At 59.5% G+C, this 15,304-nt stretch carries 9 protein-coding genes; 2 read left to right on the top strand and 7 right to left on the bottom strand.

What is annotated here, in order from left to right:
* Positions 1-66 precede the first annotated feature (66 nt).
* Both V8J88_RS11770 and V8J88_RS11765 read left to right on the top strand, forming a co-directional pair.
* Positions 67-6,558 carry a filamentous hemagglutinin N-terminal domain-containing protein gene (locus V8J88_RS11770; protein WP_338849728.1) on the top strand — a complete coding sequence of 2,164 codons (6,492 nt, stop codon included), beginning with the start codon at positions 67-69 and terminating at the stop codon, positions 6,556-6,558.
* A 10-nt stretch (positions 6,559-6,568) separates the two neighbouring features.
* The gene (locus V8J88_RS11765) at positions 6,569-7,492 is read left to right on the top strand and encodes a FecR family protein (protein WP_338849727.1); all 924 of its coding nucleotides are present in this window, start codon (positions 6,569-6,571) and stop codon (positions 7,490-7,492) included.
* 162 nt (positions 7,493-7,654) lie between these two features.
* Here the strand turns inward: V8J88_RS11765 and V8J88_RS11760 are convergent, their stop codons facing one another.
* The 7 genes from V8J88_RS11760 to V8J88_RS11730 form a co-directional block, all read right to left on the bottom strand.
* On the bottom strand, positions 7,655-9,481 hold the full coding sequence (locus V8J88_RS11760; protein ID WP_338849726.1) for a PhoH family protein: 1,827 nt from the start codon (positions 9,479-9,481) through the stop codon (positions 7,655-7,657).
* A gap of 89 nt (positions 9,482-9,570) precedes the next feature.
* Positions 9,571-10,020, bottom strand: coding sequence for a peroxiredoxin (locus tag V8J88_RS11755; RefSeq protein WP_338849874.1), 450 nt, complete (start codon positions 10,018-10,020; stop codon positions 9,571-9,573).
* Positions 10,021-10,155: 135 nt separating this feature from the next.
* On the bottom strand, positions 10,156-11,115 hold the full coding sequence (locus tag V8J88_RS11750) for a xylanase (RefSeq protein WP_338849725.1): 960 nt from the start codon (positions 11,113-11,115) through the stop codon (positions 10,156-10,158).
* 2 nt (positions 11,116-11,117) lie between these two features.
* The gene (locus tag V8J88_RS11745; protein WP_338849724.1) at positions 11,118-12,143 is read right to left on the bottom strand and encodes a bifunctional UDP-4-keto-pentose/UDP-xylose synthase; all 1,026 of its coding nucleotides are present in this window, start codon (positions 12,141-12,143) and stop codon (positions 11,118-11,120) included.
* Between the two features lie 49 nt (positions 12,144-12,192).
* A complete protein-coding gene (locus V8J88_RS11740; RefSeq protein WP_338849722.1) occupies positions 12,193-13,161 on the bottom strand; it encodes a formyltransferase in 969 nt (322 codons plus the stop codon).
* Positions 13,158-14,159, bottom strand: coding sequence for a glycosyltransferase (locus V8J88_RS11735; RefSeq protein WP_338849721.1), 1,002 nt, complete (start codon positions 14,157-14,159; stop codon positions 13,158-13,160). Before V8J88_RS11735 ends, V8J88_RS11740 begins: the two co-directional genes overlap by 4 nt.
* A gap of 8 nt (positions 14,160-14,167) precedes the next feature.
* A complete protein-coding gene (locus V8J88_RS11730) occupies positions 14,168-15,304 on the bottom strand; it encodes a DegT/DnrJ/EryC1/StrS aminotransferase family protein (protein ID WP_338849720.1) in 1,137 nt (378 codons plus the stop codon).

Genomic DNA, 15,304 nt, shown 5'->3' with positions numbered 1-15,304 from the left:
GCGTTTGACCCTGGCGCCGGATAACAGCCGGAGCATGCTGATGCAGCCGGCGTCGATGAGGGAATTATGAATACATATTTGCGCTGCATACCGCGCCCTTTGCCGTATGTTTTGGCAATCCTTCTTGGCAGCACGGCGCTGCTTCCCCTGCAGACTTTGCAGGCCAATCCGCAAAACCCGCAAGTCGTCGCGGGATCAGCGAATATCAACAGCCAGGGTAATGTGATGACCATTGTCAACAGCAATGGAACCATCATCAACTGGCAAAGCTTCTCCATCAACCCGAATGAACTCACGCGTTTTGTCCAGCCAGGGCCAAACAGCAGCGTACTCAATCGGGTGCAAGGGCAGGATCCCTCGCGCATCCTGGGGGCTTTGCAATCCAACGGCAAAGTGTTCCTGATCAATCAAAACGGCATCCTGTTCGGACAAAACGCCAAAGTCGATGTGCATGGACTGGTCGCGTCCACCCTGAATATCAGTGATCAGGACTTCTTGAACGGGCGGCGCAAATTTGAAGGCGCCGCCAACGCCGGCAAAATTGAGCATCACGGCGTGATCAACACGCCATCCGGCGGCCAGGTCTTTTTATTGGCGCCCAATGTCAGCAACCACGGTTTGATACAAAGCCCGCAAGGCGAGGTGGTGCTGGCCGCAGGCCACAGCATTCAGCTGGTGGACGCGCAAAACCCGGCCTTGCAAGTCAATATCAGCGCGCCGGAAAATGCGGCGATCAATCTGGGGCAGATGATTTCCCAGGGTGGCCGGATTGGCATTTACGGCGCCCTGGTCAACCAGCGCGGCGTGGTCAACGCCGACAGCGCAGTGCTGGGTGAAAATGGCAAAGTGGTGTTAAAAGCCAGCCGCGACACATTGCTGGAAGCCGGCAGTCTGACCAGCGCCACCAGCGTGCAAGGCAAGGGCGGCGAGATTCAGATTTTAGGGCGGCGCGTGGCGGCCAATGGCAATGCCAAAGTTGACGCCAGCGGCGCCACAGGCGGCGGCACGATTCTGTTTGGCGGCGACTATCAAGGCAAGAATCAGGCAGTGCAAAACGCCGAATACGCCTTCCTCGGCAAACAGTCCAGCTTGCGCGCCGACGCCGCCAGCCAGGGCGATGGCGGTCGCATTATCGTCTGGTCAGACCGCTACACCCAGGCGTATGGCGAAATTTCAGCCCAGGGCGCGCAAGGTGCGTCAACCCTGGCCGGCACAGGCGGTTTTGTCGAAACTTCCGGCAAGCAGAAGCTGGATTTTCGCGCCAAGGTCAATACCAAAGGCGGCAAGGGCAAAGGCACGGTGCTGCTTGATCCTGCCATTATTCAAATTGCCGCCGGCACGGCAGATGGCGGCTCAGACGGCAATGACGTCTTTAATGGCGGCAGTGGCGACGGCGTGGTGAATGGCGACGACACCGGCCCCTCAGTGGTATATCAATCCGAGCTGCAGGGCTTGTCAGCCGGCTCAAATATCCTGCTCGAAGCCGGCGACTACATCCACACCAGCGGCAATTTCGCTTCCCCGCTGACCTTGACGCCAAACACCAACATCACCTTGCGCACGCGCAATCTGTCCGGCGACAGCAACAGCGGCCAGCTGGGGATTGATTTAACCACAGCGAGCAATGGCGCCGGTTTTGAATTGCTGACCCAGGGCACAGGCACAATCAACTTGCATGCTTCCGGCCCTGCCGGCTATGACGCTGTGATCCGCACCGGCAAATTGACCAGCGCAGGCGGCGCCATCACCCTGGCCGCCAAGGGCGATATCGATCTGCAGGGCAACATCAACAGCAACAATGGCAATCTGGCGCTGGGCGGCTTGAATATCGCACTCGGCAACGGGGTGGCGCTCAACAGCGGCGACGGCCATATGAGCCTGGAAGCCAAATCAAATAATGGCGAAATTTCCTTTGGCACAGGGGCCAGCCTCAACGCCAACGGCCCCAACAATAACGCCTCACTCGAATTGCGCAGCGACAAGCTGTCTTTGGGCGCGACTGGTGCGATCAACTACAGCGGCCTGGGTTCGGTGCGCATCAAACCATGGGACAGCAATCGGAATGTGGCGATCCGCGATACGCGCGGCGGCGCCGAGCTGGAATTGAGCGCGGCGGAAATCAACCGCATCAGCGCGCCCACCCTGATTCTGAACAGCGATGGCGTGCAAACCGTGGACGCTGCAGTCACTCTCAGCAATGTGGACGGATTGCAGATGTTAGGCGGCAGCGTGCAAGTGAATCAGCCGTTGACGATGGGCCGCAATCACGCATCGGTGGTTTTAGGCGCCGGCGGCGCCATCAATCTGGCCAGCACCGGCAGCGTCAGCACGAATGGCGCAAATGCGCAAATCGTCTTCAACGCCGATGCGCTCAGCATCAATGGCGCCCCCGGCGCGGTGAATGCCGGCAGCGGCGTGGTGCGCATCATTCCGAAAGGCGTAAACACCGCCATGCAGGTCGGCGTTGCCGCGGTCAGCACCGCAGGTCAAATGGGTATAAGCGAAGACGATTTGAAAAAAATCCACACCACCGGCGGCATTGCTTTGGGCGGCAAGGCGTTGGGCTGGAATGGCAGCCTGGGTGTGACGCTCGGCGGCCTGGATTTAACCGGCGGCGGCTTTGCTGGCGCGCTGCGCCTGGAGTCCGGCGTGGGCGGCGATGTGTATCTGCAAGGCCCGCTCAAAGCGCCGCAGAACTTGCGCATTGAAGCGGACAATATCATCAACGCCACCAGCACCTCCAGCATCAATGCCGGCAATATTCTTTTGAAAGCCGACCGCATGAATCTGGTCGGCGCGCCTAATTCCATCTCGGCCGGCAGCGGCGCGATTTTGATCAACCCGCGCCAAACCGGCTGGAAAATCAATCTTGGCGCCACCATGGGCGTCGATTCCGCCGCCAACACCATGGAACTGGCGCAGGAAGAAATCGCCTCACTCAGCGCCGCCAAACTGCGCCTGGGCAGCGCGCTCAATGAAACCCAGTCCGGCGATATTCAAGTGGTCGGCCCGGTTTCCACCACTATCCCGACCCTGATTTTGGCGAGCGGCGGTGAAATTGCGCAAGGCCCCAGCAACACCATCAGCGCAAGCAATCTGTTGGCCATCGCGCGTGACAATATCGATCTGGGCGCCGCCAACAATGTCGAGCAAATCGCCGGGATCGCCGGCGACAACAGCCACCAGAACCGCAACTTCACCTTCCGTTCCACCCATAATCTTGATGTCGGCACGGTAGAGGGCATCTCCGGCATCAATGTTCAGCATGATGGCAATGCGTATGATGGGCAAAATCCGAATGGCGTTATTTCGCTCAGATCGGATGGCACATTGATGCAATCAAACCTGGGCTTTTTGACCGGCAAAGCTTTGTATGCGGAAGCCAAATGCGTGGTGTTGCCGGAAGATAATGCGGTGATGGCCGTGGCCGGCAAAGCCCTGGGCACAGACAGCACCGATATTTTCGCCTATAAAACCCTGACCGGTTTGCGGGTTTCAACCGTGAATGGCTGGCATGGCATTTCATACGCCGGTCCGGCCAATGTGGCGAATGCGATTCAATTACGCAGCCCGGTCAGCGTCGGACAAGATAATGACGCCTCAATCACCGGCGCCGGCGCGTTGAAAGTGGAGAGCGGCAATTCGGTGCACCTGAACGCGAATAACCAGGTTGGCGCTTTCCTGGCGCAAGCCAACGGTAATGTGCAAATGCAGAACAGCGGCGGCGAATTGCAGATTGGCGCTGATGGCGCCGGCATCAGCAGCGGCAATGGCGATGTGACCATCAGCAACAGCGGTGGTCTGCTGAAAGTTAAACACAATATCAATGCCGGCGCCGGGCAGATCAGCTTAAGCGGGCCGAACCTGCAATTGGGCAGCAGCAGCGGCGGGGTGCAACTGAGCGGCAATAATATCGATCTGATTGCAGATTCGGTCGGCGGGCAAATCAGCACAGCCGGAACCACTTCGCAAATCGGCAGCAGCAGCAGCGACAGCGTTACGCTCAAAGCCGACGCCGTGAACTTCAGCGCAGCGCGCCCGACCTTCACCGCGCACCCATCCACCGGCACTGTGAAATGGCGCAGTAAAACCGCCAACGCCAATCAAGTGCTGAACGCCAACAGCGCAGCGGATTGGGTGGCCGGCATCGTTGCCTTTGGCGAAGGCAGCACCGAAGCCAGCCCGACCGGCAACCTGACCGTGGCCAGCGCCTTAACCGTGCCGGCCAAACTGGGCTTGTTTGCCGGTGGTTCGATCAGTCAAAGTGCGCCGATCACCGCACAAACCTTGCTGGCCATGGCCGGCAGCCAGGATGCAAGCGGTTCGATCACCTTAAACGAGAGTAATCAAATCGGCGCCATCATCGGCCGCACGCAAGGCGGCGATTTCAGCCTGCGCAATTTCAGCCCGCTCACAACCGGCAGCGTTGTGATGGGGATGAGCACGGTTGCAGGCATCGCCACCAATAACGGCGCAATTAATATTGATAACACCGGCGCCATTACGATCAATCATCCGATTGATTCAGGCACAGGCCCCATCAATATCATTGCGCGCAGCCCGCTGACCGTGAATTCCAGCATCAATGCAGGCGGCAATATCAGCCTGGAAGCAGGCGCCAGCGGCAGTGTCAGCGATAAATTAATCGTCACCGCGCAAGGCTCGGTCAATTCCAGCGCTGGCAGCCTGCTCCTGCGCGCCGGCGACTCGATTGTGATCAATGGCGCAATCAGCGCCAGCGGTCCGGTCACCCAGCAACCGAATCAAAATCCGGCCCCGCAACCGAGCTTGAATGATTGCATCGCCAATCCATCCTTGCCGGGTTGCAGCGTGGTGCTGCCGAGTTTGAGCACTTGTATCAGCAATCCGGCCACTCCGGGCTGCAGCGTGGTGCTGCCGCGTCTGGCTGACTGTATCGCCACGCCGACCACCCCGGGTTGCTCGGTGGTCTTGCCGACGCTGGCAACTTGTATCGCGACCCCGTCCGCACCGGGTTGCACGGCAGTTCTGCCAAGTCTGGCCAGCTGTGTCGCCGCGCCTTCGACCCCGGGTTGTAGCGTGGTGTTGCCAAACATTGCCACCTGTACCGCTGCACCGACGACGCCGGGTTGCAGTGCGATTCTGCCCAGCTTGACCGCCTGTATCAGCAATCCGGCGCAGGCCGGTTGTTCGGTGGTGTTGCCACGTTTGGCTGACTGTATCGCCACGCCGACCACGCCTGGTTGTTCGGTCGTATTGCCGACGCTGGCGACTTGTATCGCGACCCCGTCCGCACCGGGTTGTACGGCAGTCTTGCCAAGCCTGGCCAGCTGTATCGCCGCGCCTTCGACTCCGGGTTGCGGCGTGGTGCTGCCCAGCATAGCCACCTGTACTGCAGCACCTGCAACGCCGGGTTGCAGCGCGGTGCTGCCGAGTCTGACTTCCTGTATCAATAATCCGGCCCAGGTTGGCTGTAGCGCAGTGTTGCCGCGTCTGGCGGACTGCATCGCCAGCCCGACCACGCCTGGCTGCTCGGTGGTGCTGCCAAGTCTGGCATCCTGTATCGCCGCGCCAGCCACGCCGGGTTGCAGCGCAGTTCTGCCCAGCCTGACGCAATGTTTGATCCAGCCTTCGACCCCGGGTTGCGCTGTGGTCTTGCCGACCATTGCGCAATGTGTGGAACGTCCTTCGACCCCGGGTTGCAGCGCCTTGCTGCCGACCCTGGCGCGTTGTATCCAGGATCCGGCCACGCCGGGTTGCGTCGCCGTGTTGCCGCGCTTTGCCGACTGCGTTGACAGCCCGACCACGCCAGGTTGCAGTGTGATTTTGCCCAACCTGGCTACCTGTATCGCCGCCCCATCCACAGCGGGATGTCTTGCCGTCCTGCCGCGTCTGGCGGTTTGTATCGCCGCGCCGGCCACGCCAGGTTGCAGCGTGGTGTTGCCGAACTTGGCGACCTGTATCTCCGCACCCGGCACGCCGGGCTGTAGCGCGATTTTGCCGAGTTTGAATTCCTGCATTAACAATCCGGCCCAGGCCGGCTGCAGTGCAGTCTTGCCAAGTCTGGCTGATTGCCGTGCTGATTCGACCCGTCCGGGTTGCGTTGTGGTGTTGCCGCCGAGCCAATCCGGCTCAGGCAGCGGCAGCAGCAGCCCGGTGGTGAATGCGGTTGAATCGACAGTGCAGATCATCAACACCAGCACCGTCAACACCACCTCGCCGATGGAAGCGCCGACCGTGTTTGCCAGCCAGCTGCAGGTGAGAAGACCGTCTTCCGCCCCCGCCGCAGCACCGGCCACTGACAACACTGCCGCCAGCAACAGCGGCAGCAGCGCCAATACCGGCAACAGCGGCAGCGGCAGCAGCAACAACAGCGGCAACAACAGCGGCAACGCTGCTTCCAGCGAAAGCCGGCAGAGCGATAGCAGACCTGCCGAAGCGCCGGCCAGCGAGAAGAAGGAAGAAGCCAAGAAGGATGAGGGCAAGAAGGAAGAGCCGAAGAAGGAAGACGACAAGTCTGCCAACAAAGACAGCGGAGCGAAAAAAGATGAACCAGCCAGAAAACTCTATTGCAACTAAGGCGCGCAGCATGCGCTTGTCTGCCGTCCTGTGCGGCCTGTGGCTGGCCGGCATCGGACAAGCGCTGGCGGCGCAGGTGGTGGGCACCGTGCTCAACGTCAGCGGCCCGCTGTTGGCGCAGAAAGTGGACGGCAGCGTCAAAATCCTGACCAACCGTTCTGAAGTTGAGCAGGGCGACACCCTGATCAGCGAAAAGAACACCTATGCCCGCATCAAGTTTGTGGACAATAGCGAAGTCACTCTGAAGCCGAACTCGCAGTTTCGCGTCAACAATTTTGTGTATGACGAAACCCGGCCACAGGAAGACAGCGCAGTATTGTCCCTGATCAAAGGCGGTTTGCGCTCGATCACCGGTTTGCTGGGCAAGCGCAATAAAGAGCGCTACAGCTTGAATACGCCCACCGCCACTATTGGCATTCGCGGCACCACCTTCATTGCCGATTATGTGGCGCCGGAAGATGTGCAGCAGGACCCGGCCTTGGCCGCCTGGCAAGCCGCCAGTGTGGCCTGGCTCAGTCCGGCGGATCGTGCAGCGCTGGGGGTGTCCGGTTCCGCCTACGACAATTATGGCGGCCCCGGCGTGCAGCCGCTGGCGGTGCAATACCAGATCGCCAGCCTGGACTGGCAAGGCCCGGTTCCAGAGCGCACTCCGCTGCAGTTAGCGCAAATCAACCCAGGCAATGGCGGCAGCGGTCTTAGCCCCGGTTTGTATGTGCATGTGATCGACGGCTTGATTCAGCTCAGCAATCGCGGCGGCGTGCAGCAATTCGCCGCCGGTCAATTCGGCTTTTCCGGCAGCGTGGTGCAAGCCCCGGTGATTGTGCCGCAAAACCCTGGCATCCAATTCAACCCGCCGCCCGGATTTAACGCCAGCACCGCCCCCGGCGCCAGAAATACGGAGCAAAAAAAGGACGTGAACTGCGAAGTGCGCTGATCTTGCACATTGCATGAAAAAGGCTGCCGTGCGCAGCCTTTTTCTTTTAGTCCATGCAGCTGCGCCGAGAGATTCTTTCTGCCGCATGCAGGCGTCTGCCCGAAAAAAATCCCCGCACTTGGCGGGGATTTTTTCAATCAGAAAAACGCTTTTCAGCAAGCATCACAACACATCGCTCGCATAATCCGCCAAGCGTGAGCGTTCGCCGCGCGCCAGGGTGACGTGGCCGCCATGTTCCCAGCCTTTGAAGCGGTCCACCACATAGGTCAGGCCGCTTGAACCTTCGGTCAGATAGGGCGTGTCAATCTGTGCGATATTGCCCAGGCAGACAATCTTGGTGCCCGGACCTGCGCGCGTGATCAGGGTTTTGATTTGCTTGGGCGTTAAGTTTTGCGCCTCGTCAATGATCACAAACTTGTTGACAAAGGTGCGGCCGCGCATGAAGTTGAGCGACTTGATTTTGATCTTGGAGCGCAGAAAATCATTACTGGTGTGGCGGCCAAAGTCGCCGCCTTCGGCGTCGCCCCGGTTCAACACTTCCAGATTGTCGTCAAATGCGCCCATCCAGGGTGACATTTTTTCTTCTTCCGTACCCGGCAGAAAACCGATGTCTTCGCCCACCGGCACGGTGACGCGGGTGACGATGATTTCATTGTAGCGCTTGACATCCAGCACCTGGGACAGGCCGGCGGCCAGGGCCAGCAAGGTTTTACCGGTGCCGGCTTGACCTAACAGGCTGACAAAATCGCATTCCGGGTCCATCAGCAGATTGAGCGCGAAATTTTGTTCGCGGTTGCGCGCGGTGATGCCCCAGACATTGTTCTTGGTGTGCGAAAAATCGCGCAGGGTTTTCAGTTCTGCGGTTTTGCCATTCAATTTCTTGATCTGCACCTGTAATGGCGCTTCGCCATTTTTCGGCTCCAGATAAGCAAATTGATTGACTTGCAGAGACGGAATCAGCGGCCCGCTGACGCGGTACCAGGTGGCTGCCGCGCCATTCTCATTCTTGCTCCAGGACTCCATATTCTTGCCATGTTTGGCCCAGAAATCCTCAGGCAGGGCGACAATCCCGGAATACAGCAGATCGGTGTCTTCCAGTACGTGGTCGTTGAAATAATCTTCCGCCGGCAAGCCCAGTGCGCGCGCTTTAATGCGCATATTGATGTCTTTTGACACCAGCACAATCGCACGTCCCGGAAAATCGCCTTCCAGCGCGCGCACCACGGACAGAATCTGATTATCCGCCTTGCCGGCTGGCAGGCCGAGCGGGGTCTGATCCACTTTCAAGCGGGTTTGGAAGAATAAACGGCCCTTGGCGTCTTTATTGCCCAGCTTGGACAGCGGCAAGCCCGATTCAATCGCTTCTTCACTGACGCCGCCAATCAGGGCGTCCAGCGTGCGCGAGACTTGGCGCGCATTGCGCGCCACTTCTGACATGCCTTTTTTATGATCATCCAGCTCTTCCAGCGTGATCATGGGCAGGTACACATCATGTTCCTCAAAGCGGAACAGGGAAGTGGGGTCGTGCATCAAGACATTGGTGTCGAGCACAAACAGCTTGCTTTGGCCGGATTTGTCGGCGGCGCGGCTGGGCGCGGATTTTTGCACGCCCGGCGCATGACGGCGCGATACCGCGCTGCGCTTGGTCGGCGCCGGCGTGCTTTCCGGCGCACTCAGTTGCGCCGGTGCGGCTATCGGGCTTGCCGCTGGCGCGGCTTGCGGTTTTTCTGTCGCGGCCGGACTGCTGCTGCGCTTGCGCGGCGTGGCGGCTTTTTGCGGGGCCGGGGCCGCGCTGCTCACCGGCGCCGGCTGTGCGGTTTGCGCCTTGGGCGCGGCGGTGTTTTTTACGCTTGGCGCGGCATTTTTGCCAGCCTTGGCGGCGGGCTTTGCCGCAGTTTTATCAGCCTTGCGCTTTGCCGGCGCAACGGCGCCATATTCAGTGGGATCAAGCACGCTGGCGGGCTTGGAGGGCATTTTTGGCAAGGGCATGCGAACCTCGATACGATGCGGCGCGACTGACGCGCCGGTTGATTGAAAAGCCGGTCAAGCCGCAAGCGTGCGTGCGGCTGTCAGGCGCGTTAAGCCTGCGCGGCTTGCAAAACTTCTTCCACATGGCCAGGCACGCGCACGCCGCGCCATTCACGCAGTAAGACGCCATCCGGGCCGAACAAAAAAGTGGAGCGTTCTATGCCGCGCACTTCTTTGCCATACATTTTTTTCAGTTTCATCACGCCAAACTGCAGGCACAGGCTTTCATCCGGATCTGAAATCAGATGAAACGGCAGCTCCAGTTTTTTGCGGAAACCCTCGTGTGAGCGCAGGCTGTCGCGGCTGACGCCGATGATGCGGCAGCCGGCGGCCTGGAATTGCGCATGCAAGTCGCGGAATTGCATGGCTTCCGTGGTGCAACCCGGGGTATTGTCTTTCGGGTAGAAATACAGAATAAGCTTGTCCCCGTTCAAGTCAGCCGGGCGGAAGGTGGCGGGTTCGCCTGTGATCGCGGCGCTGAAATCGGGCAGCTTGGGCATACTCGGGCTGTCAGCCACACAGTTCTCCTTGGATAGTGAAGCCGGCTGGCGAGCCGGCAAAATCAGCTAAGCAAATTGTAGCCGGGAATGGCGCCGCTTTCGCGATTTTGCGCGTAAATGGCGCGATTCCCTGCTTCAGGCCAGCAGCATTTCACCGGAACGGCCCGGCAATTCACCCCATTGCAGCGCTTGCTCCGGCAAAGCCTGATCCGCCACCTGTTCATACAGCTCGCGCATGCTGGTCAGATGATAGCCCTGCTCTTGCCATCCTTGCAATAATTGCAAGAAGACGCCGGATAATTTCTGCCCCTCCAGTTCGGCGTGCAGGGTGTACACATGGTCGCGGTACTGTGCGCCGGGCGCGGTCAGGCGCAAGATCCAGGCGGCGATATTTTCCGGCGTAAGCAAGACGGCGCCGCCAGCCCCGTCCGGCATTTCCACCCCCAGCAATTCATCCAGCGTGGGCAGGGTGGTGGGCAGCTGGACGCAAGACAGGCGGCGGCCATCGGCGATTAAGCGGTGCGGCCCGGCTGCCGGGTCTGCCAGCCAGCCGTCTTCGCGCAATCTGGCCCGGCTGTCCGAGGCGTAACGCATGCCGGCCTCGTCTTCCAGCGCCAGCGCATGGCTGTTCATTTGCCAGCCGGCGGCGCCGTGGGTGTGCGCTTCGCGTAAAAAAATCTCGGCGAAACGCGCGCGCGCCAAATCCATTTGTTTGCGCGTCCAGGCTTCATCTTTGCGCCGCACATTGTCTTGCCAGCGCACATGATCCCAGCAATGGATGCCGCATTCAAAGCCGCTGCGATAGACTTCGCGCAAAATATCGCGGCTGCCGGCGCCGATGTCCGGCCCCGGCAGCAAGACGCCGTACATCAGGGTTTTCAGGCCGTAGTGTTCAAGCACCGAGGTGCGCGAGACTTTGGAAAAAAATCCCGGACGCAAGGCGCGTTTCATGGCCCAGCCGGTATGGTCCGGGCCGAGCGAAAATAAAAAACTGGCCCCGGCGCGCTGGCGTTGCAGCATGCGCATCAAGGCCGGCACGCCTTCCTGCGTGCCGCGCCAGGTATCCACATCGATTTTCAATACCAGTTTGGGCATGCTTACAGCGCCTGGTAAGTGTCAAAAATGCGTTTCAAGGCTTGCTCCATGCTGACTTGCGGCTGCCAATTCAGTTCTTCGCAAGTGTTGCTGATCTTCGGCACCCGGTTTTGCACGTCTTGATAGCCCTTGCCGTAGTAGGCGTCGGCGCTGGTCTCTTGTAATTGCACCTTGGCGGCGTTTTGCGCCAGCCCCGGATATTGCTTGGCCAGATCCAGCATCATTTGCGCCAGCGTGCGGATCGAGTGGTTATTGCCGGGGTTGCCGATGTTGTAGATTTTGCCGTTGGCCACGCCGTTTTCATTGGCGATGATTTTCATCAGCGCGGCGATGCCGTCATCGACGTGGGTGAAGGCGCGTTTTTGCACGCCGCCGCCGACCAATTGGATCGGTTCGCCGCGCAGGATGTGGCCATAAAACTGGCTGACCACGCGCGCAGAACCCTGTTTTGCACTGTGGATGGTGTCCAGCCCGGAGCCGATCCAGTTGAAGGGACGGAACAGGGTGAATTTCAAGCCTTCCATGCCATAACCCCAGATCACGCGATCCATCAATTGCTTGGCGCAGGAGTAAATCCAGCGCGGTTTGTTGATCGGGCCGCAAATCAATTCCGAGCTGTCCGGGTCAAATTCCTCGTCATGGCACATGCCGTACACTTCCGAGGTGGAAGGGAAGACCAGGTGTTTGCCATATTGCGCGGCCCAGCGCACGATCGGCAGATTGGCTTCAAAATCGAGTTCAAACACGCGCAAAGGCTGTTGCACATAGGTGGATGGGGTGGCGATGGCCACCAGCGGCAAAATCACATCGCATTTTTTGACGTGATATTCCATCCATTCTTTATGGATGGTGATATCGCCTTCAAAAAAGTGCAGGCGGTTTTTGTATTCGGGGTTGCCAAGCAAATGCCCAATCCGGTCAGCATTGATATCCATGCTGTGGATCACCCAGTCAGTGTCTTGCAAAATGCGTTCGGCCAGGTGGTGGCCGATGAAACCATTGATGCCCAGGATCAGTATTTTTTTCATAGTTCGCTTTCTACTCTGGTTAAATTCTGTGATGAAAGGGGGACGCTGTTTAATCCACGGGGCCTTGCGGGTAATGCACCAGCCAGGCCGCCAATTGCGCTGCGCTGACTGCAGCGCCTTGCGCATCATGCAAGCTGTGAATCAGCAGCGCGCCGCCATCGCCGCATACGCCGTAAATCTGGTTGGCGCGCACATGCAGGCCGCAGCTCAGGTATTGACACAGCTCGGGGTGTTGCGCCTGACTTGGCGGCAGCAGGCGGGCGCTTTGCAGAATCAGGCGCTGCGGCCCCAGCTGACAAAACGCGCCAGGGTAGGGCGGCGCCACCGCGCGGTGCAGGTTGTACACCGCTTGCGCCGGCAAACGCCAATCAATGCGTCCCATTTCCGGGGTGCGGCCGCCGAAATAACTGCCTTGCGCAATCGGGTTGTCGCACAAACGCGGGCTGCCTGCGCACAGATAGGGCAATTCACGCCACAGCAATTGTTCCGCCGCCACAGTCAGTTTGCCAAACACTTCAAACGCGGTGTCATCCGGCAGAATCGGCACGCTGACCTGTCCTGCCAAGGGGCCGGCGTCGGGCTTCGCGTGCATCGCGTGCAAGCTCATGCCGGTTTCGGTTTCGCCATGCAGCACGGCCCAATTCACCGGCACGCGGCCACGGTATTTGGGCAGCAGCGAGCCATGCATATTCCAGGCTCCGCCGGGGGCCAAGGCCAGTAATTCCGGGGCCAGCATATGGCGGTAATAAAAGCTGAAAATCATGTCCGGCGCGAGCGCCGCCACCTGTTCATACAAGGCTTGATCCGGTTTGTCCGGCATGATGCAGGGCAGGCCGCGCTCAGCGCACAGCGCGGCGACGGAGCCAAACCAGCGGTTTTCGCGCGGATCGTCCTGGTGTGTCACCACCAGCAGCACTTCGACGCCTTGCGCCAGCAGCACTTGCAGGCAGCGCAGGCCGACATTGTGATAGGCAAACACCACCGCGCGGCGGTAGCGTGGCGTGTTCTGCGGCGTCATGCGCGCCTCCTTTGTCCGGGTTGCGGGACGACATCCTCTTCGGTCGAGTCTTGCTGCAAAATGGTTTGCACCACATAGCGCGGGCGCGCCCGCACTTGCATGTAGATGCGTCCCACATACTCGCCCACCAGGCCGATGCCAAACAAAATCACGCCCATGAAAAAGAAGGTCAGGGCGAACAGGGTGAATAAGCCTTCCGCTTCCGCGCCCAGCACAAAGCGGCGGATCAAGAGCAGCACAAAGAGTGCGGCTGAGCCTGCGGCTAAGAGCATGCCGAGCATGGAAAAGACTTGCAGCGGCATCAGCGAAAAGCCGGTCATCAAGTCGAAATTGAGGCGGATCAGGCTGTACAGCGAGTACTTGGATTCGCCGGCGGCGCGCTCTTCGTGTTCGACCACGATTTCCGCCGGGTTGCGCGCAAAACTGTAGGCCAAGGCCGGCACAAAGGTGTTGACTTCGCCGCACTGATTGATCAAGTTCACCACATTGCGGCCATACGCGCGCAGCATATTGCCCTGGTCGGTGATTTTGATGCGGGTGATTTTTTCGCGCAGCCGGTTCATCGCGCGCGACGCCATGGTGCGCCACATCACATCGTGCCGCTTGCGCCGGATTGAACCGACATAATCATGTCCCTCGCGCATCTTGGCCAGCAGATTGCCGATTTCTTCCGGCGGGTTTTGCAAGTCCGCGTCCAGCGTCACCACCACATCGCCACGGGCGGCGGCAAAGCCGGACAAAATCGCCATATGCTGGCCGAAATTACCGCTTAACAGCACCACCCGCGTGACATCGGGGCGGGCGCGGAACTGATCGGCCAGGATTTGCGGCGAACGGTCGCGGCTGCCATCGTTGACAAACAGAATTTCATACGTGATTTGCAAGGCGTCCAGCGCCGGATACAAGCGCGCAAACAGCTTGTCCAGGCCGGCTTCTTCGTTATAGACCGGAATTACCACCGATAAAGCTAAGCCGGTGTTCATGCTTTCAGACATCATGCCGCCTTTCATGCACACAAAATCTGCTTGATCGCGGCCACGGTGCGCTCCACGCCGGCAGTGTCCAGGGTGTTGAACATCGGCAGGCTGACATTTTGCCGCCCGTAGCGCTCAGCGTGCGGGAACATGCCGGCGTGAAAGCCGCGCGCCCGGTACAGGCTGAACAAATGGATGGGAGCGTAATGAAAGCCCAGGAAAATCTTGAATTCGTCCAGCATGCGTTGCATGAAGGCGGCGCGTTCAATATGGGATGGCAATTCGAGCTGGAATAAATGCCAATTGCTCTGGCCAAACGCCGGCAGCGGCAAGACGGCCCCGGTTTTTTCAGTGAAATCCGCGCCAAAGCAGTCGTAATAATGTTGCGCCAGACGGGCGCGGTGGGCGTTGATGGCGTCGAGCTGGCCGATTTGATCCAGGCCGATCACCGCCGCCACATCAGTCATATTGTATTTGCCGCCCAGCACATCGCAATCAATCTGATCATAGCCGCCGCGCGTGACGCCTTGCAGACGGTATTTTTCCGCCAGCCTGGCTTCTTCGGCATTGTTTAACACCAGGCAGCCGCCTTCAGCGGTGGTGAGATTTTTATTGGCCTGGAAGCTGAAAGAAACCATATCGCCGATAGCGCCAATATGCTGACCGTCCCAATGTGAGCCGAGCGCTTGCGCCGCGTCTTCCACCACGCGCAGCTGGTGGCGCCGGGCGATATCGTACAAACGGCCCATATCCACCGGCAAGCCGGCCAGATACACCGGCAGCAGAGCCTTGGTGCGCGGCGTGATGGCGGCTTCGACCTGGTCTAAATCCAGATTACGGCTGCGCGGATCAATATCGACAAACACCGGGGTGGCGCCGACTTCCAGAATCACATTTGCTGTCGCGACCCAGCTGATCGGGGTGGTGATCACTTCATCGCCCGGCCCGATGCCGGCGATGCGCAAGGCGATTTCCATGGTGCAGGTGCCGGAATTGAAGCAGCGCACCGGACGCCCGCCGCACCATTCAGACAAGGCGGCTTCAAAAGCCTGGGTTTTAGGGCCACTGGTGATCCAGCCTGAACGCAATACCGCGCCGACGGCGGCAATCGCTTCTTCGCTGATATGGGGCCGGGAAAACGGCAAAACCGGCAGGGTTTCAGATGTCAT

The sequence above is a fragment of the Massilia sp. W12 genome (genome assembly GCF_037300705.1).
Classification (GTDB): domain Bacteria; phylum Pseudomonadota; class Gammaproteobacteria; order Burkholderiales; family Burkholderiaceae_D; genus JACPVY01.
Note: the sequence above shows the minus strand (reverse complement) of the source record. Positions and strands in the feature narration are given on the sequence as shown.

Excerpts from the sequence above, each read along its gene's own strand:
- V8J88_RS11730 (WP_338849720.1), bottom strand. The coding sequence starts at position 15,304 with ATGACATCTGAAACCCTGCCGGTTTTGCCGTTTTCCCGGCCCCATATC.
- V8J88_RS11770 (WP_338849728.1), top strand. The coding sequence starts at position 67 with ATGAATACATATTTGCGCTGCATACCGCGCCCTTTGCCGTATGTTTTG.
- V8J88_RS11745 (WP_338849724.1), bottom strand. The coding sequence starts at position 12,143 with ATGAAAAAAATACTGATCCTGGGCATCAATGGTTTCATCGGCCACCAC.
- V8J88_RS11750 (WP_338849725.1), bottom strand. The coding sequence starts at position 11,115 with ATGCCCAAACTGGTATTGAAAATCGATGTGGATACCTGGCGCGGCACG.
- V8J88_RS11735 (WP_338849721.1), bottom strand. The coding sequence starts at position 14,159 with ATGATGTCTGAAAGCATGAACACCGGCTTAGCTTTATCGGTGGTAATT.
- V8J88_RS11760 (WP_338849726.1), bottom strand. The coding sequence starts at position 9,481 with ATGCCCTTGCCAAAAATGCCCTCCAAGCCCGCCAGCGTGCTTGATCCC.
- V8J88_RS11755 (WP_338849874.1), bottom strand. The coding sequence starts at position 10,020 with ATGCCCAAGCTGCCCGATTTCAGCGCCGCGATCACAGGCGAACCCGCC.
- V8J88_RS11740 (WP_338849722.1), bottom strand. The coding sequence starts at position 13,161 with ATGACGCCGCAGAACACGCCACGCTACCGCCGCGCGGTGGTGTTTGCC.
- V8J88_RS11765 (WP_338849727.1), top strand. The coding sequence starts at position 6,569 with ATGCGCTTGTCTGCCGTCCTGTGCGGCCTGTGGCTGGCCGGCATCGGA.